The 25713-nt window shown below is 39.3% G+C and carries 23 protein-coding genes and 3 tRNA genes; 13 read left to right on the top strand and 13 right to left on the bottom strand.

Features of this window, described 5'->3' with window-relative positions; genetic code table 11:
• Positions 1 to 11 precede the first annotated feature (11 nt).
• The 7 genes from PARA_RS08905 (at position 12) to PARA_RS08875 (ending at position 6735) form a co-directional block, all read left to right on the top strand.
• Positions 12 to 1124: a lytic murein transglycosylase gene (locus tag PARA_RS08905; protein ID WP_014065475.1), complete on the top strand. Its 1113-nt coding sequence runs from the start codon at positions 12 to 14 to the stop codon at positions 1122 to 1124.
• A 79-nt stretch (positions 1125 to 1203) separates the two neighbouring features.
• Positions 1204 to 2343: a cytochrome-c peroxidase gene (locus tag PARA_RS08900; RefSeq protein ID WP_014065474.1), complete on the top strand. Its 1140-nt coding sequence runs from the start codon at positions 1204 to 1206 to the stop codon at positions 2341 to 2343.
• Between the two features lie 99 nt (positions 2344 to 2442).
• A complete protein-coding gene (locus PARA_RS08895) occupies positions 2443 to 3558 on the top strand; it encodes an ABC transporter substrate-binding protein (RefSeq protein WP_014065473.1) in 1116 nt (371 codons plus the stop codon).
• A 15-nt stretch (positions 3559 to 3573) separates the two neighbouring features.
• A complete protein-coding gene (locus PARA_RS08890; protein WP_014065472.1) occupies positions 3574 to 4623 on the top strand; it encodes a FecCD family ABC transporter permease in 1050 nt (349 codons plus the stop codon).
• A complete protein-coding gene (locus tag PARA_RS08885; protein ID WP_005696236.1) occupies positions 4623 to 5396 on the top strand; it encodes an ABC transporter ATP-binding protein in 774 nt (257 codons plus the stop codon). Before PARA_RS08890 ends, PARA_RS08885 begins: the two co-directional genes overlap by 1 nt.
• A gap of 12 nt (positions 5397 to 5408) precedes the next feature.
• Positions 5409 to 5843: a pseudoazurin gene (locus tag PARA_RS08880; protein WP_014065471.1), complete on the top strand. Its 435-nt coding sequence runs from the start codon at positions 5409 to 5411 to the stop codon at positions 5841 to 5843.
• 70 nt (positions 5844 to 5913) lie between these two features.
• Positions 5914 to 6735, top strand: coding sequence for a glutathione synthetase (locus PARA_RS08875; RefSeq protein ID WP_041918326.1), 822 nt, complete (start codon positions 5914 to 5916; stop codon positions 6733 to 6735).
• Positions 6736 to 6790: 55 nt separating this feature from the next.
• Here the strand turns inward: PARA_RS08875 and PARA_RS08870 are convergent, their stop codons facing one another.
• From PARA_RS08870 to erpA, 12 genes are all read right to left on the bottom strand, one after another.
• Entirely contained in the window at positions 6791 to 7417 is a 627-nt protein-coding gene (locus tag PARA_RS08870) for a hypothetical protein (RefSeq protein WP_014065469.1), read from the bottom strand.
• 101 nt (positions 7418 to 7518) lie between these two features.
• Positions 7519 to 7842 carry a c-type cytochrome gene (locus PARA_RS08865; protein WP_014065468.1) on the bottom strand — a complete coding sequence of 108 codons (324 nt, stop codon included), beginning with the start codon at positions 7840 to 7842 and terminating at the stop codon, positions 7519 to 7521.
• Between the two features lie 5 nt (positions 7843 to 7847).
• The gene (locus PARA_RS08860; protein ID WP_014065467.1) at positions 7848 to 8327 is read right to left on the bottom strand and encodes a TlpA family protein disulfide reductase; all 480 of its coding nucleotides are present in this window, start codon (positions 8325 to 8327) and stop codon (positions 7848 to 7850) included.
• Entirely contained in the window at positions 8317 to 8988 is a 672-nt protein-coding gene (locus PARA_RS08855) for an ABC transporter ATP-binding protein (RefSeq protein ID WP_014065466.1), read from the bottom strand. Before PARA_RS08855 ends, PARA_RS08860 begins: the two co-directional genes overlap by 11 nt.
• Position 8989: 1 nt before the next feature.
• A complete protein-coding gene (locus tag PARA_RS08850; protein WP_014065465.1) occupies positions 8990 to 10123 on the bottom strand; it encodes an ABC transporter permease in 1134 nt (377 codons plus the stop codon).
• On the bottom strand, positions 10110 to 11450 hold the full coding sequence (locus tag PARA_RS08845) for an ABC transporter permease (RefSeq protein ID WP_014065464.1): 1341 nt from the start codon (positions 11448 to 11450) through the stop codon (positions 10110 to 10112). The genes PARA_RS08850 and PARA_RS08845 overlap by 14 nt, the downstream gene beginning before the upstream one ends.
• Complete coding sequence (locus PARA_RS08840; RefSeq protein WP_014065463.1) at positions 11450 to 12844, bottom strand: Fe-S-containing protein; 1395 nt, start codon at positions 12842 to 12844, stop codon at positions 11450 to 11452. The genes PARA_RS08845 and PARA_RS08840 overlap by 1 nt, the downstream gene beginning before the upstream one ends.
• A 114-nt stretch (positions 12845 to 12958) precedes the next feature.
• Complete coding sequence (locus PARA_RS08835; RefSeq protein WP_005696223.1) at positions 12959 to 13480, bottom strand: iron transporter; 522 nt, start codon at positions 13478 to 13480, stop codon at positions 12959 to 12961.
• 28 nt (positions 13481 to 13508) lie between these two features.
• Entirely contained in the window at positions 13509 to 15413 is a 1905-nt protein-coding gene (locus PARA_RS08830) for an FTR1 family protein (protein ID WP_014065462.1), read from the bottom strand.
• Between the two features lie 219 nt (positions 15414 to 15632).
• A complete protein-coding gene (gene mrcB, locus PARA_RS08825) occupies positions 15633 to 18032 on the bottom strand; it encodes a penicillin-binding protein 1B (RefSeq protein ID WP_014065461.1) in 2400 nt (799 codons plus the stop codon).
• Between the two features lie 24 nt (positions 18033 to 18056).
• Positions 18057 to 18410 carry a YacL family protein gene (locus PARA_RS08820; RefSeq protein ID WP_041918273.1) on the bottom strand — a complete coding sequence of 118 codons (354 nt, stop codon included), beginning with the start codon at positions 18408 to 18410 and terminating at the stop codon, positions 18057 to 18059.
• 1 nt (position 18411) lies between these two features.
• Positions 18412 to 18759, bottom strand: a complete 348-nt coding sequence (erpA, locus tag PARA_RS08815; protein WP_005696219.1) for an iron-sulfur cluster insertion protein ErpA — start codon at positions 18757 to 18759, stop codon at positions 18412 to 18414.
• A gap of 125 nt (positions 18760 to 18884) precedes the next feature.
• On the opposite strand from erpA, the gene map reads away from it, so the two are divergent.
• Entirely contained in the window at positions 18885 to 19688 is an 804-nt protein-coding gene (gene map, locus PARA_RS08810) for a type I methionyl aminopeptidase (protein WP_014065459.1), read from the top strand.
• Positions 19689 to 19979: 291 nt separating this feature from the next.
• On the top strand, positions 19980 to 22565 hold the full coding sequence (gene glnD / locus PARA_RS08800) for a bifunctional uridylyltransferase/uridylyl-removing protein GlnD (protein ID WP_014065458.1): 2586 nt from the start codon (positions 19980 to 19982) through the stop codon (positions 22563 to 22565).
• Between the two features lie 45 nt (positions 22566 to 22610).
• Here the strand turns inward: glnD and hemL are convergent, their stop codons facing one another.
• Positions 22611 to 23894, bottom strand: a complete 1284-nt coding sequence (gene hemL, locus PARA_RS08795; protein ID WP_014065457.1) for a glutamate-1-semialdehyde 2,1-aminomutase — start codon at positions 23892 to 23894, stop codon at positions 22611 to 22613.
• A gap of 120 nt (positions 23895 to 24014) precedes the next feature.
• On the opposite strand from hemL, the gene wecA reads away from it, so the two are divergent.
• From wecA to PARA_RS08775, 4 genes are all read left to right on the top strand, one after another.
• Complete coding sequence (gene wecA, locus PARA_RS08790; protein ID WP_014065456.1) at positions 24015 to 25079, top strand: UDP-N-acetylglucosamine--undecaprenyl-phosphate N-acetylglucosaminephosphotransferase; 1065 nt, start codon at positions 24015 to 24017, stop codon at positions 25077 to 25079.
• Between the two features lie 183 nt (positions 25080 to 25262).
• Positions 25263 to 25339: transfer RNA gene (locus PARA_RS08785), tRNA-Arg, on the top strand.
• Between the two features lie 30 nt (positions 25340 to 25369).
• Positions 25370 to 25445 (top strand) — tRNA-His (locus PARA_RS08780).
• A 24-nt stretch (positions 25446 to 25469) separates the two neighbouring features.
• Positions 25470 to 25546: transfer RNA gene (locus PARA_RS08775), tRNA-Pro, on the top strand.
• Positions 25547 to 25713 lie beyond the last annotated feature (167 nt).

The following is a 25713-nucleotide window of genomic DNA, read 5'->3' as shown; positions in this document are numbered from 1 at the left end:
AAGGAAAAGAAATGAATTTAATCTCAACGTTAAAAATGACTGCATTATCGACCGCACTTTTATTAGTTGGTTGTTCAAGCAGTACTACGACAACATCATCAACAAAAAGTATTCCATCAGTAAGCAGCAATGCTGTTTATAGCAAACCAAGAACGTTGGATAACTTCAATGATTATGTGCTGTTCTTAAAAGGCAAAGCGGCAGCTGAAGGTGTGTCTGCTTCTGTATTGAATGCACAAAATAATATTCAGTATATGCAAAAGGCTGTGGATTTAGATCGTGCGCAAGCGGGTAGAAGTCAGCGTAATGCAGATAAACCACAGTTACCCAATCCAAATGGTACAACTAATTATCTGAATAAAGTACTGACCCAAAACAAAGTGGATATTGCCGAAGAGCGTTATTGGGAAGTACAAGCGCCATTACAACAAGCAAGCCAACGTTATGGTGTTCAACAGGAATATATCCTTGCCTTATGGGGTATGGAAAGTAGCTTTGGTCACTACCAAGGTAGCTATGATGTGCTTTCAGCTTTAGCTACATTAGCCTTTGATGGCAGACGTGAAGCTTTATTCAGTAAAGAATTTGTAAATGCGATGAAAATGTTAGAACGTGATCATATTCAACGTCACAGAATGTTAGGCTCTTGGGCGGGTGCAATGGGGCAAACCCAATTCATGCCAAGCGCATTCTTAAATTATGCGGCAGATGGTAATAATGATGGCGTGAAGGACATTTGGACGAACCAATTTGATGCGTTTGCTTCAATTGCAAATTATCTTCACACTGTGGGTTGGGATAACAAATTGCCTTGGGGCGTTGAAGTCACATTAAATCAACCATTAGATTTATCGCTGTCTGGTATTGAAAAGAACAAAGCACGTTCATTAAGTGATTGGCAGTCTAAAGGTATCACCTTAGCAAGTTTCAGCCAACAAGAACAAGATAAATTGACCGCACTTTCGCAAGCCGATCTTTGGTTAGTTCGTCCTGATAAAGAAGTTGGGCGTGCATTCTTGGTCTCCAATAACTACCGCACAATTTTAGATTGGAACAAATCGAACTATTTTGGCGTGAGTATTGGTATGTTTGCTGATCGCATTAAGATGGCAACCGGCTTGTAGAAAATTATTTTCCTTTTATAATCCAACAAAGCTTTGTTGGATTATTTTTTATCTATAATTTGAATATTTGGAGAACACGATGCAAAAAAAATGGCTTTCTATTTTATTGTTTGCACCTTTGATGCAGAGCAATTATGCCTTAGCTGATCAAGCTAAGAAAAAAGAATTGAATTATCAAGGATTGGGCGAAGTTCTGTTTTTTGATAAATCGCTTTCTTTTAATAAAACACAAAGCTGTTCAACTTGTCACAATCCAGGTACCGCCTTTGTGGATCAACGTAAAAATTCGGCAAATCAAATGGTCTCCGAGGGGGATAATCCGCATCTTCATGGCAATCGTAATGCCAATACGGCACTTTATGCGATGTTTTCACCAGATTTTCACTTTGATGAAAAAATTCAAGATTATGTTGGCGGACAATTCTGGGATGGACGTGCAAAAGATTTAGCCGAGCAAGCTGGTGGTCCACCAGTTAATCCTGTAGAAATGGGCATGCCAGATAAAAAATCGATTGTCGAACGTCTAAAAGCGAATTCAATTTATTACAAGGCGATTACGGATGTTTATGGCGAAAGCATTTGGGCAGATACCGACAAAATCTATGCCATTATGGAAAAAGCCATTGCGGAGTTCGAAAAGCATGAATTATTTGCGCAATTCTCTTCAAAATATGATCGCACTCTAAAAGGTGAAGCAGAATTGACCGCACTTGAAGCCGAAGGTAAGGCATTATTTTTCGATAAAACGCGAACAAACTGCAGTAACTGCCACCAATCAAGTGAAGCGAATTCAGCAAAAGAAACCTTTACGAATTATCGCTATTACAATATCGGCGTGCCAAGTAACCAAGCGTTAATTAAGTTGAATAAACTTGCGGCTGATTATGTGGATAATGGACTATTGGATAATCCGATGGTGAAAGGCGATGAAAAACAAAAAGGTAAATTTAAAGTGCCAACTTTGCGTAACATTGGTGTTACTGCACCTTATATGCATAACGGTGTTTTCCGCGATTTAAAAACCGTTTTACTATTTAAAGACAGTTTCAATAATCCTAATCGTAAAATTAATCCTGAAACAGGAAAAGCGTGGGATAAAGCCGAATATGCTCAAACCATTAATCCTGATGTTTTAAAAGCCAAACCGCTAACAGATGAAGAGATTAATGCGTTAGAGGCATTCTTAAAAACATTAACTGACGAAGCTTACGAAGAATAATTAAACGTCTGAGTTGAATTTAGCAATCGTTTTCGCTACTATACGTGGCGATAATTATTATCATTTAAATTGTTTAATTTTACTTAGGAGATTTTTCTTATGAAAAGACGTTTTTCAACTTTAGCGATTGCCACTATTCTTGGTTTAAGTGCAGGTTTTGCCAATGCTGATCCCGTGAAAGTAAAAGATATACTTGATCGTGAAGTCACTGTAGATTTACCGGCAAAACGCGTGGTACTTGGTTTCTATTACCAAGATTATATGGCAGTTGGTGGTGACAAAGCGTTAGATAACGTTGTCGGTTTTTCTAAGAAAGTATGGTCTTCTTGGGCACCAGCAAGCTGGGAGTTATTCAGCAAGGCGGTGCCAAAATTAAATCAATTAGATGATGTGGGTGAAGTAGAGGAAGGCACGTTCTCTGTGGAAAAAGTGCTTTCATTAAAACCTGATCTTTTAGTCTTAGCTGATTGGCAGTACGAAATGTTAGGATCTGATTTAGATGCCATCAATGAAGCGGGTATTCCAATTGTTGTATTAGATTACAACGCTCAAACCTTAGATAAACACATCAAATCAACGGAAATTATTGGTCAATTGACGGGGCAGAAAGATCGTGCCGCGAAAATGGCTAAAGAATACAAAGATATCGTAGAACATATTCAAACGACGGTTAAAAATGCGAAATTAGCAAAACAACCGAAAGTGTACGTGGAGTTTGGTCGTGGTGGTCCTGCTGAACAAGGGATGACATTCTTCTCAAGTATGTGGGGCTCAATGATTAGCCTTGTAGGCGCCGAAAACGTGGCGCCTGCAGAAATTGGCAAATGGGGCACATTAGCTGCTGAAAAAGTATTAGCCGCGAAACCGGATGCGATTATTATTACAGGCCGTGAAACTGAATTGAAGAAAAATCAAGAAGGTATGGTAATGGGCTTTGGTATTGAAAAAGCAGAAGCGGAACGTCGTTTAAATGGATTCAAACAACGTGCTGGCTGGGCTGAATTACCGGCAGTGAAAAATAACCGTGTTTATGCAGCATATCATGCTAACTCTCGTACTTTATCAGACAGCGCATCTGTTCAGTTTGTGGCTAAAGCGGCGTATCCTGATCTGTTTAAAGATTTAGATCCGCAACAAACTTACTTAAATTTCTATAAAAACTACTTACCGGTTACTCCGGAAGGTACGATTTATCTTTTCCCTGAAACTAAATAAGGAAAATACTAATCAATGAAAAACAATTCTGTTGTAGCAGATATTGTGGCTAACCAGCGTAAGCTTGAACGCAAACGCTGGTTTGTTATTTTATCTTTTCTTGTGATTGGCGTGGTCAGTCTTATTCTCGATGTGATGACTGGCCCTGCGATGTTATCGGTATCGGAAGTTGTGAATTCGTTATTCGATATCGGTGAAGTCGATAAAATGACAGACAATATTGTGCATAATTTACGTTTACCTATGGCCTTGATGGCGCTTGTAGTTGGGGCAACATTGGCTGTAGGTGGGGCAGAGATCCAAACCTTATTAAATAACCCTATGGCAAGTCCTTATACATTAGGACTCGCTGCAGCAGCAGGTTTTGGGGCTTCTGTTGTGATTGCTTTCGGAAGTTTTGGTTTACCGGTACAAGTTGCCGTGCCAATTGGTGCGTTTGTCATGACCATGCTTGCGTCAGGGATTCTTTTCTTGTTTGCGTCTAAACGTCGATTTAGTTCTGAAATGCTCGTACTGGTAGGGATTGCATTGCTCTTTATTTTCCAATCCCTACTTTCATTAGTACAATTTATTTCTGCTCCAGAAGTCTCGCAACAAATTCTTTTCTGGCTATTTGGTAGCTTAAATAAAGCTACGTGGCAAAGCTTAGTCATCATTACTGTTGTGACGACGATATGCGTAGCATTACTTTCCAAAGAGCTTTGGAAATTGACCGCACTTCGTTTAGGTGAAGATCGTGCAGCAAGTCTTGGTATCAATTTGCAAGTATTACGTATTAAGGTTTTAGTTCTTGTCGCAATGATGACGGCGACAGCAATTAGTTTCGTGGGCGTGATTGGCTTTATCGGCTTAGTTGCACCACATGTTGCTCGCATGTTACTTGGTGAAGATCAACGTTTCTTCTTACCGGGAGCAATGTTAGTCGGTGCAGCGTTCTTATCCCTTTCTTCGGTATTATCCAAAGTCATTATCCCTGGTGCATTGTTCCCAGTGGGGATTGTTACCTCTTTTATTGGGGTGCCTTTCTTCTTTTGGATTATTTTAAATAACAAGAGGGGACAATAATGTTAGAATTAAAGAATCTTACGGTAAAACGAGGTGATCTCACCGTTGCTGATCACATTAATGTCCGTTTTGAAGAAGGTAAAGTTTACACGGTACTTGGGCCAAACGGCACAGGAAAATCCTCCATGCTGAAAACCATTTTTGGTGAATTGCCACATGAAGGAATGATTACCTATCAAGGCAAACAGCTAGAACGGACGAAGTTAGCGGATTGGCGTAAACCAATTGGCTATATGCCTCAAGATAGCCGAGTAGATGCAAGCTTGACTGCACTTGAAGTGGTCCTTTTAGGACGAATGGATAGTCTAACGATGCGAGTAAGCGATGAGCTTCTTACTGAAGCAGCAAGTATCATGGCACAATTAGGTATTGGTCATTTAGCCCATCGTGATATTCTGAATCTCAGTGGTGGACAGCGCCAAATGGTGATGTTTGCTCAGGTTTTATTACGTGAGCCACAGATTTTAATGTTGGACGAGCCGGTGAGTGCGTTAGATATGCATCATCAGCTTAATCTATTAGAAGAAGTTTACACCTATACGAAACAGAAAAATCTGATTACTATAATGGTATTACATGATTTAAGTCTTGCCGCTCAATTTTCAGATGAGTTGATTTTACTTGGTGAAGGTAAAGTACAAGGCGTGGGCGATGCGCATCATGTTTTACAAGTAGAAACCATTAATCGTTTATATCGTGTAAACGTTGAATTATTGCAATGTAGTGCCGGTTTGCCGGTGGTTCGTCCACAACGTAAATCAGCACATTCTTAGAAGGAAATGAAAATGAAGAAAATCGCACTTGCAGCATTATTAGGTTTAAGTTTTGCTGCTCAAGCCGCTCATCATGACATCAAAATGTTGAATTCAAACAGTGAAGGCTCAATGGTTTTTGAACCGGGTTATTTAAAAGTACAACCAGGTGATACGGTGACATTTCGTGCAGAAAATAAAAGTCATTTTGTGCACAGCAAAGCAATTCCTGAAGGCGCACAAAAATTCCAATCTGAAGAAGATCAGGAACTCACGATCACTTTAGATAAAGAAGGTGTATATGTTTATACCTGCCCAGTACACCGCTCGATGAATATGAATGGTGTGATTCAAGTGGGGGATAATCTACCAAACAAAGAACAAGCAGAGAAAGTGGTGAAAGACCTTGAGAAGAAATCCATGACGAACAAAGGTCGTCTTGAAAAATATTTTGCTCAAGTAAAATAATTATTGAAATCGATGCGCCAGTTTAATGATTGGCGCATCTTCTTTATGCTTAAACCAGTCATTATTTACCATGCTTACGATTACCACTTGCAAAACTTATCCTTCAGCCCCTCAAAATCTTATTCCTGTACAAACACAACTTTCTAATCAAGGTATTCCTACTCAAATTTTGCCTTGGCAAGAAACATTACGGAGTCAGTTTATTCTGCCTTTAGCGGCATGGGATTATGCGAATTTCTACAATGAATTTACTCAATGGATTAAACAGCATAAGAATGCATTCATCAATCCTGCGGAATTAATGTTATGGAATAGCCATAAAGGCTATCTATGTGATTTGCAGAAGTTGGGTGTCAATGTCATTCCTACTCTTATTTGCTCAACAAAAACATCTGAAATTTTAACCGCACTTGAAAGCCAAGATTGGCCAGAATTTGTGATTAAACCCGCTGTAGGGCAGAGTGGCAATTTGGTGACAAAACTCAAACAACGTGAAGCATTACCCAATCTTTCTGCGTATGGTGAGCAAGTTGTGTTACAGCCGTTTATTCCTGAAGTAGCAATAAATGGTGAAACCAGTTTGATCTTTTTCAATGGTGTATTTAGTCATGCTATTCGCCGACAGCCACCTCAAAATGAATGGCGAGCGAATTCACAATATAAAGTTGAAATTATCCCTGTTGAGGTTGATAGTCATATTATTGAAACCGCTCGTCATGTTCTGCATAAATTGCCAGAAATGCCTATCTATGCACGAGTAGATGGAACGATTATTAACAATCAATTTCTATTGAATGAATTAGAATTGATTGAGCCTGCGTTATATTTAGATCGTTGGGAAGGGGCAACAGAGCGATTTGTGGATGTGTTAAAAAGCAAAATACTAAAATAAGCACATAAAAAAACCTTACTTTTTACAGTAAGGTTTTTTTCATCTTAACGATTAATTATTTTGCAGCTGGAGCAGCTGGTGCTGCAGGTGCAAATTTTTGTGCTAAATCAGCACCGTCCTTTTGTAATTTAGCTACTGCAGCTTGTAGTTTTTCAACTTTAGCTTGGTAAGCTTTAGTTTGTTCTTCAGTTGGCGCTTTAGTTGCTAAGTTTAATTGATCAACTAATAACTCGCTTGATAATGCAAGCACCTCTTTATTTTGATCTTTAATGCTTTTCACTGAAGGCGCAGCAATATCTAATTTGTCTAAGCTTGCAATTGTATCTTCGACAGTTTTGTTGAAGGTTTTGATTGCTTCTTCAATTTTCTTCTCATCTTTTGCTTGAACCGCAGCAGTTAAATCAGATTGAAGTTTTTGTTGTGCAGCCATTTGAGCTTGAGCTTGGCTTGCATTCCATTCAAGTAATTTGTTGTAGTCAGCTTGTTCTTGAGCAGGCGTTGCTTCAGCTGGTTTAGCCGCTTCAGCCGGTTTTGCTGCTTCTTGTTTAGCTTCTGGCGCAGGCTGAGTTGTTTCAGGTTTTGCTGGAGCTGGTTTATCTGCTGGTTTATCTGCTGGTTTATCACAAGCAGTTAAGAATAATGCAAATAATGCAGTTGCACTGATTTTAGTAAATTTGTTCATAAACAATCCTTTATTGATATATAAAAAATTTCTTAGCTTATAAAAACTAAGCCCTTTCTAAGACCTTACATTTTAAAATTAGTTTAAAAAAATTTCAAAAACTATTTTAGTGTTTGAATATATTCACTTAGATTATGAATATCTTGCTCACTTAAACGTTGTTTTGCAGGGCTTCCTGCACCAGTAATATTTCCTGCTTTTCGTTCTGAAAGTGCGGTTGAAATTTCTTCTGGTTTTAATTGATTAATAATTTTGGATTCACCCATTGCTGGTTTTTCACCTTGTTTCCCATGGCAAGTGGCACAAGAGCGTTTATATACCTTTTCTGCTTTCACTAAGTCAGCTTCGGCAGAAAGGGCCGGAGTCGCAAATAAAAAGCCTAAAGTTGGTAGAAGTGTAGAGAGTAAGTAAATTCGTTTTTTCATTTTGGCTAGCCTTTAAATAATTTATCTAAATCTTCTGCGGGAATTGCGCCTTCATATTTAGCCTGAATATTACCTTCAGGTGTAATCACAAAACTTGTTGGCGTACCGATAAGCTGATAGCGTTCAGCAGTAATTTTTAATTGGTCTTTGATAACCGGTAACGTAAGCTGACGTTTGGCGACTACAGCCTTGGTATCCACTTTATCACCATCTACGTTAATAGCGATAAGTTGAACCTTATTTGGATTAGCTTCAGCCAATTTTTCAAATTCTTTTAACTCTGCGACACATCGCCCACAGGTTTCAGACCAGAATGTCAGTAGACGAGTGCCTTTCCAATCATCAAGTTTCACCTCTTTACCTTGTAAATCATAGGCTGCAATATCTGGTGCTTTTTGACCAATCGCAGCAACTTCATCTTTACAAGAAACACTGCCGAAAATGACCGCACTTATGGCGAGTAGTTTGACGAATTTATTTTTCATTAATGTCCTCTTTTACAAATTTTCCGTGATGGAGATAAATAACACGATCGGTTAACTCACCCAATTCAGGATTGTGTGTAACCATAACGATGGTTCGACCTTGGCGATTTAATTCTTGTAGTAAATCCAGCACAAGCGCTTCATTTTTTTCGTCGAGGTTACCTGTAGGCTCATCGGCAAAAATAACGGGTGGTTGGTTCACTAATGCACGAGCAATACATACCCGTTGTTGTTCGCCTCCAGAAAGTTGGCTTGGACGGTGATCAATACGATGACCTAATCCCACTTGTTCGAGTACCGCTTTCGCTGCTGCTTCATCAATCACACTGTGATAATGCTGAGCGAGCATCACATTTTCAAGTGCGGTCAAATAAGGGATCAAATGGAATTGTTGGAAGACTAGACCAATTTTTTCCGCTCGGAAACGTTGGCGACCCACTTCATCCAGTTGTGCCGCATCGATGCCGTCTAAGATCACTTTACCTTCACTGGCCGTATCTAAGCCAGTTAGAATATTCATGAGTGTGGTTTTACCTGAACCCGATGCGCCCATGATGGCAATAAACTCACCTTGGCGAATTTGAATATTAATATCTTCTAAAGCAGTGACTTGCCCGAATCGTTTATATAAATGTTGCGTTTCAATCACAAATTCACTCATTTTATTCCCCTTTTAACACATTTGCGGTTTGGATATTTAAAGCGCGTTTGGTTGGTACAATCACCGCAATAAAGGCAACCAATAACGATAAGACGATAGTAATTGGAATAACCGGTAGACGCATATCAATATAAGATTTGAATACGGTTAATCCAAGTAATTGCGCTAAGATGTAGCCGAGAATCAGGCCCGCAACTATCGCACAGAGTGCAATGATCAGAATCTCGGTACTAATTTGCTTAATGATGTCACTTTGTTTGGCACCCAAGGCTTTTTGCAGTGCAAATTCTTTTGCTCGCTCACCAACAATCGCAATCAACGTGGTATTCACACAAAGGGTGGCGAGAATCAAAATGACTAATGAGATTAAGCCCATCAATCCTTTGATTTTATCTAAAATTTGCCCTTCAGAAGCGGAAACTTTTCGAATTGGGCGAGCGGTTAGATCGGGTTGGCGTTGCATAATGTCTTGCGCAAATTGTGCAACGTTACCTTGTTCATTTTTCACATTGAGTAAGGCGTTGTTTGCCAATCCTTCTTTATCTAACCAACTTTGTGCAAATTCTAAACTAACGATTAACATGTTATCTGTGGCATCGCCTGCCTCAACTATCGCTTTAATTGTGAACTCATGTTTTTCAACGGCATTTTTGGAAAGCTTTAATTTACTTCCAACACCTAAATTGAGACGTTCAGCTAAAGTTTTACCAATCATGGCATTGCGATCGTCAAAATTCACATTAATAGCTGAGCCGGTAATTTGCCAATAAGGTGCGAGAACACGCATATCTTCAAACCATACGCCCATAATGACGATTTTTTCTAAATCACTTCGTGCAACGCCATATAAATAAGGGCTGGCTGCTGTGATGAAATTATCCGGTGCATGATGAAGAATTTGCTTTAATTGGCGTTCTTTCATCAAGCCACCATTGGCAGCACCAATGTAAAAGTTAGCCCCAAAAGTACGGAGCTCTTGGCTCATTTTGGTATTAATATCGAAATACACTGCGGCCATTGCGGTCACAATAGATGCACCGACAGTCAGCGCAGAGAAGATAATAAATACCCGTTGTAAACGTAGGCGTAATGCTTGGAAGATTAAACGCCAAAACATACTTTTATTGGCGGCCATACAGCACCTCCACTGGGTAAAGTTTGGCAATACGATGGGCTGGGAACCAAGTGCCCACTACAGCAATTAAAATAGACAGCATCAATACGCAAGGAATTACAATCCAAGCAAAACTCAGTGGCACGCCAAATAGCGCAGAACCAATAAATCTTGCTAAGCCCCATCCTGCAATACAACCAAGAGTCCCACCAATTAAGGCGCTAATAATGGCTTCACAATAAAATAATAAGGCGATTTGCCATTGATATGCGCCTAACGCTTTCATTAAACCAATTTCTTTTGAGCGTTCAATGATCCCTGTACTCATTAATGAGGCAATCCCCATAGCAGCGGCGATTAAGGCGGCGAGAGTCACGACAGCAAGCAATAACTGGATTTTACCAATAACCACACCTTCTGAGGCCGCAACCTGCCAAATTGGGCGAACAATAGCACCAGAAATGGCTTCTTCTAACTGATGTGAAATAGAAGAGACATAAGCTGTACAATACCAACGATCGTACTCTTCGGCATCTAACGCATCTGTATTAGCTCGTGCTTTACGAGAAAGATCATTTTCAGGCACGGTCAGCGCAGAAACTTTAACTGATTGAATTTTCCCTTCTAAACCCAGTAATTTTTGTACAGCATTGAGTGGCATGACTAATTGATTATCTTCGGCACCACCCGTAGATAAAATACCGGTAATTTCAACCGCGCTTTGATTATCAAGTTCATTATTTTGATAGTGAAGCTTGATCTTATCGCCTTGTTTTAAACCAGTTCGTTGCGCTAATTGTTCACCAATGAGCGCTGGAATAAATTCACCTTCAGGCGTTTCAAGATCGTTTACCCATTCCCCTTGAACATGCCAATAAGGGCTAATAATCTTTTGGCCAGTATGGAAATCATCTTCATCTGGTACAGGAATGTTGTGATCGAAAAATGTACCAAGCACATTAATTTGTTCAAGTGCGGTCGATTTTTCATGAGTTTTATCAGAAAGAATTTCTGCTTTCACATCTGCACTTAATAATGGCGCAAATCCCACAATGTTATTTCGCCAGAAAATATCTTTAATATTCGGCAGTTCTTTTTCATCGAGGAAATCTTGGCTACTTAAATCTGTGTTGTGACTGAGCTCATCAGGTAAGGCTGCATTACTCGCAGGTTCGACTAAAATATTGGCACCGTAAGATTTGAGCTCTTTCGCCATTTTGTCGCCGATATCAATGGAAACAGCCAATAGTGCAGAGACTAATCCAGCTGCCAAGAAAATAGTCACCACGGCTAAAAACTTACGTTTTATGCTAAAACGCCAAGATTGGAATAACATTCTTGCTAGCATTATTCCCCCTTACCTAAATATTTTTCAGGGTTATCACGGAATAAATCGAGGTTTTTCTCGCTTTCAAAGAAGTAAGTTTTACCTTCATAATTGTATTTGTGCTCCGTTTTAGTGTTTTTCATTTGGGTGCCACTAATCGGATCTTTTACATCGATTTCAACAATCGTGCTAAATAAATTCAGCCCTTCTTCTAAGCCGGTTCGATTAATGAGAATTTCAGTCTCAGTTTGTTGCCAATCTTCAATCGGTACAGGATTACAGCCACCCGGTTTACCAATAGATGGAATAAACATATGTACGCCACAACCAACACAAACCACTTGGTTGCCTTCCATCACATAACCTTGGTCACCACAAAGCAAGCAGGCATCAAATACCGCGGCTAGACTCAATTTGTCTGGCTGACGATTAATAACAAAGAAACGTACAGCTTTACCATCATCAGCAATCCAAACAAAACGGTGCAATTTGCCATCTTTTACTTGCTCAATTGGAATATGAACTTGTTGCTTTTCATCTAAGGTAACAGGAATTGCCTCTGAAAGTTGTGGAGGACGAGAAGCAATTTGCTCCCAATAAAGTTGCGTTGCAAAAGTAATTGCTAAAGATAAATATCCCCAACCAAGTAAGTGAGAGGACGTACGTAATGCAGCTAATTTTTGGCGTTTTTCAATCGGTTCTTGTGTGGTATTAACTTGTTGCTTGCGTGATAAATGAATTTTGCCGTAAAAGATGGCAAGTACAACTAAGAGCAATGCTGCACAGATGTAATTTAACCAACGAGTGATTTCGCCTGATTTTGCAACAAAGCTTAAACGTAGTTTGGTGAGTTCAAGCACTTGAAGTTTCATTAAAATTAATAAGAGTTCGCCAATAAGTGGAACCAGTAAGCCAATTAAGAGAAGGCTCATCACACCTTTTAAAAGTGCGGTCGATTTTTGTTGTGTTTTTCCCGCTTGTTTTAAAAGTAAATCGATCCAACCTTGTAAGCATAAACAAAAAACAAAGGCAAAAATGACCGCACTTATGTGCAGGATTGAGTCCGTGTTGATGACATCTGTAGAAACAAGCGCGGTAATGTTGGGATCTTTTGCCCAGAAGCTTCCAGCGATGAGCATTAATATAGTTTGCCAAAAGGCAGGTAAGCGACCTTTGCCGAAAATTAAACATAAGGCAAAGATAATCAATAACACCAATATTACCGCATTGACGATTAAATTGGTTATTTGTCCCGCAGGTAAACTAAGGCGCAGTACGATACCGGCAATAAAACCGAATAGGCTAAGCCAAATTATTTTTTTTGCACTTACAGAGGATTGTTTACTGTGATAAACACCGAGCAATAATGAAAAAGGTAAAAGTGCTTGAAGGAAAAAAGTAAAAAAATAATTCATAGTTTGACCATTTAATAGGATAAAACAGACGATATTTTAAGGTTAAATGAAATGCTATTGCCTTCCCCTGATAAACAAGGGAAGGCAAGTGGTAAAATCAATATTTACCTTAGATTATTTGATGCCAGTGAATTTGAATTCATAGCTTACATCAAATGGTTTCCACCAACGGCCTACACCTGTTTCAGAGTCGGTGTGGCGGTGCATACCCGCTTTTGAAGGAGGGTCAATGTGGTAAGTTAATTTATAGTTACCCACGCCCATCATTTTCACGTTTGCACCGTAGTGAGGACCGTCACCTGCTACCATTGGCATGAAAGTACCTTCTTGTTTTTCACCAGTATCGGTATTCACTAAAGTATAGTTGATGGTTAAGTAAGGCATCCATTCACCATCACCAAAGCCATTTTTGTTACCTTTTACTGCGTGGATATCTGCTTCTAAGTGGATATCTGATTTCGCAGCAGGTAAACCCATGCCACGTGGTTCCATATCGATTGGTTTGAGATAAACCGCTGCAATTTCCATTTCATTCATGGTTACCGCTTCACCGATTGGATACTCTTGGAATGCGTTTGCAGTAGACGCGGTAAAAATACCCGCAAATAATGCTGTTGCTAAAAGTGCTTTTTTCATTGTTTTTCTCCTAAAGGATTGTTGGGTATTACGCGGCTTTTTTGCTTTGATATTTCATAATAAACAGAGCAAATACGGCTGCGATGAGTAAGATTGCTTGTGGAATTAGGGTTTCCATATAAGGATAAATACCTAACCACGAAATTTCAGGCACACCGCTAATCAGCGTTGGCTCGAAAAGTTTGCCTTCAATGAGTTCTAAAACAGATTTACCGGCGAATATAAAGGCCATTAAGTACATAAATGAACCCGTAAACATAAAGAATGGTTTAAGCGGTAATTTCACCACGGTATAACGCATCACGAAGTAGCAAATGGTGAGAATAATTGCGCCGACAATGATACCTGCGAAAAGGTAGATAAAACTGACCGCACTTTTCGCATCACCCACGAGGGCATAGTAGAACAATACGGTTTCCGCTCCTTCACGATACACGGCTAAGAAGCTGGTCAGCCATAAGCCAATGAGTGAGCCAGTAGTGAGGGCAGTGGAGAGTTTACCTTCTAAATAACGTTTCCAGTTTTGCGCTTCGACTTTGGACAATAACCAGTAACTCATCATAAAGAGCATGATTACGGCAAAAATCATCGTAAAGCCTTCGAGCAATTCACGGTTTTGACCGGAATTTTCAAAGATAAGCTGGAAGATAAATGCGGTAATCACACTGGCAATTAATGCCACATAAACAGACTGACGGATAACTGGCAATTTATCTTGGTGGTTATTTTTAATTAAGTAAGTCACGATAGCCGCAACAATTAACAAGGCTTCTAAACCTTCACGAAGGATGATTAAAAGGCTATATAAGAACATCGACCAATCGCTTTGTTCTCCGCCCTGTAACATTTCAACCGCTTTAGTTAGATTCTGGTCTAAACCATCAGCTTGTGCTTGTAACTTATCACCTTGTTCAGCTTTCATTAAACTGACTAAGCGGGTGAAGTAGCCTTCAAGTTCCGCTTTAAAGTTGCTATCACGAGAACCAATTTTGTTTTCCATGCCGCTGCTTTCAAACACATCAAAATAGGTGTCTTGTACAGAAAGAATTGCTTTTTTGCTTTCACCTTGTTGATAGAGCGCAATAGCTTGTTGAATACGTTGGTTGATCTCTTGTTTAATTTTATTCCAATCTTGCTCTTGTTGATTATCTGTTGCTTGCTGCGCTGCATTGGATTGAACATTTTGTTCTTCACGTGTCGTTGGCAGGTTAGGCAAGTTTTCTTCAATATCTTGTAATAATTGCGTGCTTTGATAACCAATCTCTGTGATTTGATCGGCTTGTTCACTTAAACGGATGATGTTGTAAAACTGTTGATTAATCGCCGCTGAAGTTTCTGCAGAGCGATTTTGGCGAATGGACATTTCCATTTCTGAATTTTTATAGCCATCGTATTGCGCTTGTTGGAACAATTTTTTCGCGTTAGCGAGATCACCGTTTTGATACGCTTCGAGTCCTTGAGCGAGCAAATCATCAATGGTTTTAAAACTTTGTTGCCAATAAGCGGCGATCTCTTGATTATCATAAACACCATGTTGACCATCTGCATTGAGCTGATGACCTTCAATCAATGATGGCAACACTTCTTGTAATTCTTTTTTGAGCTGATCGATTTTAGCTTGAATCTCTTTTTGTGAACTGCCTTCACCGATCATTTTACGGATCTCGCCAAAAGTCGCTTCCATTTGGTAACTTTTTTGTGCCGAGAAATTGATACGAATCGGACCTTCTAGATTTTCAAACACTTCAAAATAAGCCATTTGCACTTCAGTACGCGCATCATCGGTATTACCTTGCTGGACAAGTTGAGCGGTTTTGTCTAAGCGCGACGTAATATCATTAACCCACTGTTGGTAGTTGTCTTGCGCAAAGAGTGAAGAAGAGAAGGCGAGTGAAAAAATTAAAAAGAAAAATCGAATAGAACGGAATAGCATCGTCTATTTACCTCATTGCCTAAAATGAAATTAATTCCTATTTATAATTATCTTTTGATATCAGTGAAATGACAATAAATAATTTTAATTTTTGTGATGGAGATCAAAAAATTCACAAGAGTCGGAAATGTCTAGAGGGTGATTGTATGCTTAAAAGAATAAAGCGCCTTTGTTAGGCGCTTTATGGAGAGATAAAAGTGCGGTCAAAAATAAGCGAGTTTATTGAGTGGGTGCTGCTTCTTCAACAGGCGCTTTATTATCTAACACATCCCATACACTTTCTTGTTTGGGGGATTCTGGTTGTTCAGGTTGTGGCGATTGCGTGGTTTGCGCCGCGGTAGCAGTCGCAGTACTCGTCGTTGGTGCAGAAGCGCAGAAATTTTGATCTTTATTTGCCCAAACTGGGATTGTTCGGCTGCTACCACAACTCCAACTACCGTAAGCATTGATGCCAACCCATTTAATGGTAGAAGGTTGACCAAGTTTCAGTTTTTCAATGACAACACGGTTTAAGTAATCTTTATAGATTTGTAATGCACCTGAGGCACCGGTTAATTTGGTTTCACCGTTATCATCACGACCTAACCAAATGGTGCTGACATTTTTACCATCAATACCCACGAACCACGTATCACGTGCATCATTGGTGGTCCCCGTTTTACCCGCAAGACGAAGATCCTCATAATCATTTTGTAAGCTACGCGCGGTACCACGTTCGACCGTTTGTTGCATCGCATACAAGGTTTGATAAGCCGCTTCTCTCGGCACCACTTGATCCGGCACGGTATTGTGTTCGTAAATAATATTTCCTTGACGATCGGCAATGCTTTGAATGGTACTTAACTCAATTTTGCCACCTTGATTCGCAATGGTTTGGTAGAGTTTGGTCACATCATAAGGTGAAATACTGTAAGAACCGAGCAAGGTTGCAGGCACTTTTGGAATGGCTACATTATCCCAACCCATGGCTTTTTGTGTATCAATCACTTTGCTTAAGCCAACTTTCATCCCAATATTTACCGTTGGAATATTCAGCGAGCGAGCGAGGGCATCCATCAACATCACCGAACCGCTGTATTTGCGATCGTAGTTACGAGGTTGCCAAGGTTGGCTACCTTTAACATAAATCGTGATTGGTTGGTTTTGAATTGGTGTATTTAAACGGAATTGTTCCGGATTCATCAGTGCGGTTAAATAAATGGATGGTTTTACTAAAGAACCAATTTGACGTTTTGACATTAAGGCGCGGTTAAATCCGGCATATTCTGTTTGTAATCCACCGACAACCGCACGTATTTCACCTAAGTGATAATCCGCGACAATCATTGCACCTTCTAAATGTGGATTTTTAGTTTGTACTTGCAATTGATTGACCGTATTTACCACGGCATTTTCAGCTTGTTCCTGTTGTTTTAAATCCATGGTGGAGAAAATTCTCGCACCAAGTAGTGCAGAGGTTTTGTTTTCCCCTAATTGACGGCGAAGATCCGCTTGTAAGGTTTGAATGAAAGCAGGATATTTACGTGAAATTTGTCCTTTTGCTTGTACACCTAATGGACGTTTACTCAACATCTCATAAAGCTCATCTCCAATCATTTGGTGATCAAGCATCAGTTTTAACACCACATTTCGGCGTTCGAGTGCATATTGTGGATTTCGCCATGGATTATAAAGGGATGGTCCTTTCACCATGCCAACTAAAAGGGCAATTTGATCTAGGCTAATTTCACGGATAGAACGACCAAAATAGAATTGGCTCGCCAATGCAAAACCGTGAATTTGGATATCACCATTTTGACCAAGGTAAATCTCGTTAAGATAGGTTTCTAAGATTCGGTTTTTATCATATCGCCAATCTAGCACCAATGACATCAAGGCTTCATTGGCTTTACGTGTCAGAGAACGTTCGCTGGATAAGAATAAGTTTTTAACTAATTGCTGAGTGAGCGTACTGCCGCCTTGAACCGTTTGACCGGCTTTAATATTGGCAATCATTGCCCGCACAATCCCTACTGGATTAATCCCGTTATGCTCATAAAAACGGCGATCCTCTGTAAGTAATAAGGCATCAATGAGTAAACGAGGGTATTGCTGTAACGGGATTGCTAAACGATCTTCATTATCTGATTCCAACATTGCAATTAATTTAGGCGCAAGACGGAATTCATCAACCGCTTTTACGTTGACTAAGTCTTCAATGCGAGAAAGTTTGTTATCTGTAAAACGTAAACGTAATACACGTTGTGGTTCTGGCTTGTCAGGATAAGGGAATGCGCGACGAAGTAATACGATGGTATCTTCTTCGAGTTTAAAATCGCCCGGTGCTGCAATCATGGTAGTTTGACGGTATTCGTTATCGAGTAAGATTTGAATCACTTCGTCAAAAGAAAGGTTATCAGAAAGTTTAACGCTTTCTAAGCGACTATACACTTCTGCCGGTAAACGCCAAATCTGGCCATCCATTTTGGAGCGAATTTGCCAGTCTAAATAGCCACCATAAAATACGGCAAGCGTCCCTAAAGTAAAGGCCGCTTTGGCTAAAAAGATTTTACAAGAACGACGCTTATTTGGCGCTTGTGTTTCTTGTTGTTCTGATGAGGTGTTTTCCGTTTCCGACATAATAGTTAGCTTCAGAGAATGAGGTTAAGCAATAAATTCAAAATAGGCATTAAGAAAGTGGATGAAGTCTGTTGTACCGCAGAAGGCGATACTTTCTTCATCATAATAATGGAAGTCGTCTTCTAAAATTTCATCTGTTTCAATCGCAAGGTTATTGGCGCGAATCATCACTTCATCGGTATTGATAAAAAGCGTGTATTCAGAGCCAATCAGCGTGACTTCATCATTATTTTTAATCTGCTCACAGGCAGAAAGTGCGGTCAAAAACGCTTGAGGATTTGACCGCACTTCTGAATTAAACCAATTGGCTAGGGCAATGTGTTCCATCGAACATTTAGTATGTACATTGCCTAGATAATGGGTAAATTGAAAATCCATGTTAGATGCTGAATGAAGAACCACAACCACAGGTACTGGTTGCATTTGGATTGTTCACCACAAAACGAGAACCTTCCAAGCCTTCAGTGTAATCCACGGTACCGCCAATTAAGTATTGTAAACTCATTGGGTCAATCACTAATTGCACACCGGCTTTTTCAATGGTTAAGTCACCTTCATTGACTTTATCGTCAAAGGTGAAACCATATTGGAAACCACTGCAACCGCCACCGGTGATATAAACGCGTAGTTTTAATTCGTTGTTTTCTTCTTCGCTAATTAAACTTTTTACTTTATTGGCTGCCGCATCAGTAAAAGTTAGCGGTACGGCCATATCTAAATCTGACATATCTCTATCCCCACTTTCCTAAAAATAATCCTTGTATTATCTAATAACCTGTTAATTCATTCAAGATTTTTCACGGAATTAGTGCTATTATATGCGAATAAATCAGAATTAAATAAGGAGAAATAATGGGCATTCCATTAAGAACTGAAGAAGAACTTGTTAAGTTGCGTGAAGCGTGTAAATTAGCGTCTGATGTTTTGGTCATGATCGAACCTTATGTCAAAGAAGGGGTGACCACAGGTGAATTGGATCGCATTTGTCATGATTATATGGTGAATGTACAAAAAGTGATTCCTGCGTGCTTAAATTATCATGGTTTTCCGAAAGCAACCTGTATTTCTATAAATGAAGTGGTTTGCCATGGTATTCCAAGCGACGATAAAAAATTAAAACGTGGTGATATTGTCAATATTGATGTGACTGTGATTAAAGACGGTTATTTCGGTGATAATTCGAAGATGTATGTCGTGGGAGAAACCAATATTCGTAGCCAAAAATTGGTTGAAGCGGCACAAGAAGCACTTTATGTGGGATTACGTACGGTTAAGCCGGGTATTCGTTTAAACGAAATTGGTAAAGCGGTACAAAAATATACTGAAAGCCAAGGATTTAGTGTAGTGCGTGAGTACTGTGGTCACGGCGTGGGAACTGAATTCCACTGTGAACCGCAAGTATTACACTATTATGCCGATGATGGTGGTGTGATTTTAAAACCTGGCATGGTATTCACCATTGAGCCAATGATTAATGCGGGTAAAAAAGAAGTGCGCATTATGGGCGATGGTTGGACGGTAAAAACCAAAGACCGTAGCCATTCAGCGCAATATGAACACCAAATTGTTGTGACAGAAACCGGTTGTGAAGTGATGACTATTCGTGATGAAGAAATTGCAGAAGGCCGAATTCAACGTATGATGGTCAATATTTAAAGTATTAAAAGAAAATTTGAGTTATGAGATTTAGAACTTTCCTTCTGATCAGTTTAGTTATCGTATTTTTTGCGTGCCTTCCCCTTATTATTTTTGAGGTGATAGGAGAAGGAGAGCCTGTAATAGCTTTAGTGTGGATTGGCTACTTCGTTACACTACCAATTGGTGCAGTTGTACTAGGTGTCTTTTGGATCTGTTCAGTGTTTCATTGGGTATTTGACAAAGATTAATTCCTATCATGGTTATTGAAAGCTCATTTTTATGGGCTTTTTATTTAATTAAGAGAACAGTATGCTTTTTCCTTATCATTTCGATTCTCCACTCACGCCAAGTGCGGTCAAAATTCAGCGTGAAAATTTGAAGGAATTTGAACGTCAGCACTTTACTGATTATTCTGTTTTTGAGCTGATCGCTAACCGTACACAATTTTGTGATGATTTGTTAAAACAGCTTTGGCAGCAATTTGAATTAGATAAAGCTAATCTTACCTTAATTGCAGTAGGTGGGTACGGAAGACAAGAAATGTTTCCTTTATCTGATTTGGATGTTCTTATTCTTTCAAAAGAAAAAAGAGAGTCTGAAACAGAAGAGAAAATTGGTCAACTCGTTCAGTTTCTATGGGATTGTGGATTCGACGTAGGGCACAGTGTTCGTTCTTTAGAAGAATGTGAAAAGGAAGGCAAACACGACATTACTATTGCCACTAATTTGCTTGAGTCTCGTTATTTATCGGGAGATGTATCCCTTTTTAATGCCTTAGGGGAAATATTGAAAAAGCCAGATTTTTGGGCGGTAAAACTATTCTTTGACGCAAAAGTACAAGAACAAATTGAACGTTATCAGCGCTATAACAACACCAGTTATAATCTAGAACCCGATTTAAAATACAGCCCAGGTGGTTTACGGGATCTTCACCTTTTATATTGGATCGCATTACGTCATACCGGAGAAATGACCCTTGATGGCATTTTGGAAAGCGGCTTTATTTACCCATCAGAACACCAACAATTATTAGAGAGCCAAGCATTTTTATTCAAAGTGCGGTTCGCTTTACACTTGATTTTAAAACGTTATGACAACCGACTACTGTTTGATCGTCAAATCAAAGTGAGCGAGATGCTTGGTTTTGAAGGCGACGGAAACCGTGGTGTCGAAAAAATGATGAAATGTTTTTTCCAAGCTTTACGCACGATTTCTCGTTTAACCGATATCCTGATTAAGCATTATAAAGAACATTTTTTATCAACGGATGGCGAGGTTTCTATTCATCCTTTGGATGATAATTTTGAGCTAGTAAATCAAAGTTTGTGTTTACGTCAAGATGATCTGTTTTTACGTTATCCCGATCGTATTTTGGATCTTTTTTTCTATCTAACGCAGCATGAACAAGCCGAAATTCATTCCTCAACATTACGCCAACTTCAGATTGCGTTAGAAAGTTTGACGCAGAAATTGTGTGATATTCCTGAAGCAAGAGAAAAATTTATTCGGTTATTTAATCAACCGAAAGCGATTCAGCGTGCATTCCTCCCAATGCACCAATATGGTGTGTTAACGGCTTATTTGCCACAATGGCAGGGGATTGAAGGCTTGATGCAATTTGATCTCTTCCATATTTACACCGTGGATGAGCATACCTTGCGAGTGATGTTGAAATTGGAAAGTTTCTTAGCCGAAAATGAGGCAGAATCTCACCCCATTTGCCATCAAATATTTAGTCAAATTTCTGACCGCACTTTGCTTTATGTTGCCGCACTTTTCCATGATATAGCGAAAGGCCGAGGAGGGGATCATGCAGAGTTAGGGGCTGAAGATATAGCTGAATTTGCTCATTTGCATGGCTTTGATCGTCGAGAAATTGAAACGATGGCTTGGCTAGTGAGAGAGCATTTGCTCATGTCAATCACTGCACAGCGTCGAGATATTCATGATCCAGAAGTTGTGATGAGCTTTGCGGAAAGTGTACAAAATCATGTGCGTTTAGATTATCTCACTTGTTTGACGGTTGCCGATATTTGTGCAACAAACGGTACCTTGTGGAATAGCTGGAAACGTTCTCTTTTTGCCTCTTTATACGATTATACGTCGCAACAATTCCGACAAGGGATGAATTTATTATTAGATAATAAAGAAAAGATCCTTGAAAATCGCCAATTGGCGCTGGCAATTTTATCCGAAGATCAACCAGAATTATCGGAAGAAAAAATCTTAGCACTCTGGCAACGTTGTCCTGATGATTATTTTTTACGAAATAGCCCAAAACAAATTGCATGGCATACCGAGTTATTAACTGAATTTGATGGTGAAGTACTGGTTAAAATTAGTAATCGTTTTTCTAGCGGTGGGACTGAAATTTTCGTTTATTGCCCTGATCAAGCCAACTTATTTAATAAAGTGGTTTCAACCATTGGTGCGAAAAAATTCAGTATTCATGATGCCCAAATTTTAACATCGGATGATGGGTATGTATTCGACAGCTTTATCATCACAGAATTAAATGGTGAATTGGTTCGTTCAGAACGTCGCCGAGAATTAGAAGCAGTATTAACCTCTGTTTTATTAGGCGAAAAATTGCCATCTGTGTCTTTTGCAAATAATCGACAGTTGCAACATTTTACCGTAAAAACTGATGTACGTTTTTTGAAAGAAACCAAAAAAGAGCATACGGAGTTAGAAATCGTTGCTTTAGACAAACCCGGTTTATTGGCTCAAATCAGTCAAATTTTTACCGAGTTAAAACTCAATATTTGTAATGCAAAAATCACGACTGTAGGGGAAAAAGCCGAAGACTTCTTCATTCTGACAAATGAAAAAGGCACAGCATTAACTGAAGAGGAAAGGGGATTGTTAGAAAACGTGCTCTATGAACGTTTATAATATGAAATAAAAAAGTGCGGTTAAATTTAACCGCACTTTTTGTATTTAAGCCACTGCGGCAAATGCAATATCAGCGGCAGCAAGCGTTTTTTCAATGTCTTCATTTGTATGTGCTAAAGACATAAAGCCAGCTTCAAAAGCAGAAGGGGCAAGATAAACGCCTTGATCGAGCATTTTATGGAAGAATATTTTGAATTTTTCGGTATCACATTTCATGACTTCTGCATAAGAGGCCACTTGTTTTTGGTCAGTGAAGAAAATACCAAACATTCCGCCTACATGATTAATCACAAATGGCACATTATGTTTTTGGGCTAATGTTTTTAAGCCATCACAAAGTTTTGTGGTTAATTCTGCAAGGTGTTGCTCGTTACCTGCTTTTTTCAATTCAGTTAAACAGGCTAAACCTGCAGCCATTGCAATCGGGTTACCAGAAAGGGTACCCGCTTGGTAAACCGGACCGGTCGGTGCAAGGTGTTGCATAATCACTTTTTTACCACCCACAGCACCAACAGGCATACCGCCGCCAATGACTTTACCTAATGTGGTGAGATCCGGCGTTACATCATAATAAGCTTGTGCGCCGGCAAGTGAAACACGGAAACCTGTCATGACTTCGTCAATAATGAAAAGTGCACCATATTGATCACAAATTTCACGAATGCCTTGTAAGAATCCTTCTTTTGGTGGAACACAGTTCATGTTGCCTGCGACAGGTTCAATAATCACACAAGCAATATCGTTAGGGAATTCTTCAAAGAGTTTTTTAACAGAATCAAGATTGTTATATTCTGCTGTTAAAGTGTGTTTTGCAAAATCTTCAGGTACACCTGGTGAGCTTGGTTGACCAAGTGTTAATGCACCCGAACCGGCTTTTACTAAAAGTGAATCAGAATGGCCGTGGTAACAACCTTCAAATTTTAAGATTTTGCTTCTATTTGTATAACCACGCGCAAGACGGATAGCTGTCATGGTTGCTTCAGTACCAGAACTCACCATACGAACCATTTCAATAGATGGCACAATTTCACAGACTAATTCTGCTAAATCAATTTCAGAGGGGGTTGGTGCACCAAAGCTTAAACCATTCTCCGCTGCTTTTAATACGGCATCTAAAATAGCAGGGTGGTTGTGACCTAAAATCATAGGACCCCAAGAGCCTACGTAATCGATATATTGTTTGCCTTCAGTATCGTAAATATAAGCGCCTTTGGCTTTTTGAATAAATACAGGTGTACCACCTACGCCTTTAAAGGCACGAACAGGGGAGTTTACGCCACCAGGAATAACTTCTTGTGCACGAGAGAAAAGTGCGGTTGATTTTGTCATGATTTGAATCCTTATATTAAAAGTGGTCATATTGTACTAAAAAACTGAATTTGAGAAAAATCTTTGTGTGCTGATTTTTCTTTATGTTATCCTTTGCAAAAAAATTTTAGGATAAAAACTATGCTAAGTCTTCTCGTCACTTTTTTAGGGGCATTTTTAACCTTAATTGTCATGCGACCAATTGCCAATAAAATTGGCTTGGTTGATAAGCCAAATTATCGTAAGCGTCACCAAGGTGCGATTCCACTGATTGGCGGTGTTTCTCTTTTTATAGGAAACCTTTGCTATTATTTAATGGAGTGGGATCAACTTCGTTTACCTTATCTTTATATATTCAGTATCTTTGTTCTACTCGCAATCGGTATCTTAGATGACCGCTTTGATATTAGCCCTTTCTTGCGTGCAGGAATTCAAGCGGTGCTTGCCATTTTAATGATCGACTTAGGTAATGTTTATTTAGATCATTTAGGCCAAATTCTCGGGCCATTCCAATTAACACTTGGTTCTATCGGATTGATTATTACCGTATTTGCCACAATCGCGATTATTAATGCCTTTAATATGATTGATGGTATTGATGGATTGCTAGGAGGGTTGTCTATTGTTTCATTTGCTGCCATTGGTATCTTAATGTTCCGTGATGGACAGATGGATATGGCATATTGGAGTTTTGGCTTAATTGTAGCGATTTTACCTTATCTATTATTAAACTTAGGGATTCCATTCGGACCAAAATATAAAGTGTTCATGGGCGATGCAGGAAGTACTTTAATCGGCTTTACTATTATTTGGATTCTACTTTTAAGTACACAAGGAAAAGGACATCCGATGAATCCAGTGACCGCACTTTGGATTATTGCTGTTCCTTTAATTGATATGGTGGCCATTATTTATCGTCGCTTACGTAAAGGGAAAAGTCCATTCCGTCCGGATCGCTTACACGTACACCACTTAATGGTTCGTGCAGGATTAACCTCTCGCCAAGCCTTTTTATTAATTACCTTCTTTGCGGCAATTTGTGCGACAATCGGGATCTTAGGTGAAGTCTTCTATATTAATGAATGGGCAATGTTTATTGCGTTTATTGTATTATTCTTCCTTTATGCTTATTCAATAACAAAAGCATGGAAAATCACCCGATGGGTAAGAAGAATGAAACGTCGTGCACGTCGTAACAAGCAATAAATTAAATAAAAGAGGATAGCCATTTGCTATCCTTTTTTACGTTTTAGCACTAAAAATAGACGAATACATAATAAATTCTATACAAATTGAACAAAAATTTATCTTTTGATATTTTTTTTCAAAAAAGTGCTAGACAAGGTATTGGGAAATCATTAATATACGCCCCTGCAACGACGCAGTAACGCGTTCGTAGCTCAGTTGGATAGAGCGTTGGCCTCCGGAGCCAAAGGTCGCAAGTTCGAATCTTGTCGAGCGCGCCAGAAGTCAATGCGGTAAACAACTAATCAATGGTGGCTATAGCTCAGTTGGTAGAGCCCTGGATTGTGATTCCAGTTGTCGTGGGTTCGAATCCCATTAGCCACCCCATATTCTCTTAATTGAGAAATCTGACGGCGAGTAGCGCAGCTTGGTAGCGCAACTGGTTTGGGACCAGTGGGTCGTAGGTTCAAATCCTATCTCGCCGACCAATTTATTTTTTTGCTCTTTAACAATATATCAGACAATCTGTGTGGGCACTTGTTGATTGACTTGTTTTAAAAATATTTTTTAATTTTGAAGTCTTAATAGGTGCTAACTAGAAATTCATAATACTTTTTTAAGTAGTGACATTTTATGTCAGCAGTATTGAGCGATT

The sequence above is a fragment of the Haemophilus parainfluenzae T3T1 genome, assembly GCF_000210895.1.
GTDB classification, from domain to species: Bacteria; Pseudomonadota; Gammaproteobacteria; order Enterobacterales; family Pasteurellaceae; genus Haemophilus_D; species Haemophilus_D parainfluenzae_A.
This window is presented reverse-complemented; position numbering and strand designations above follow the sequence as displayed.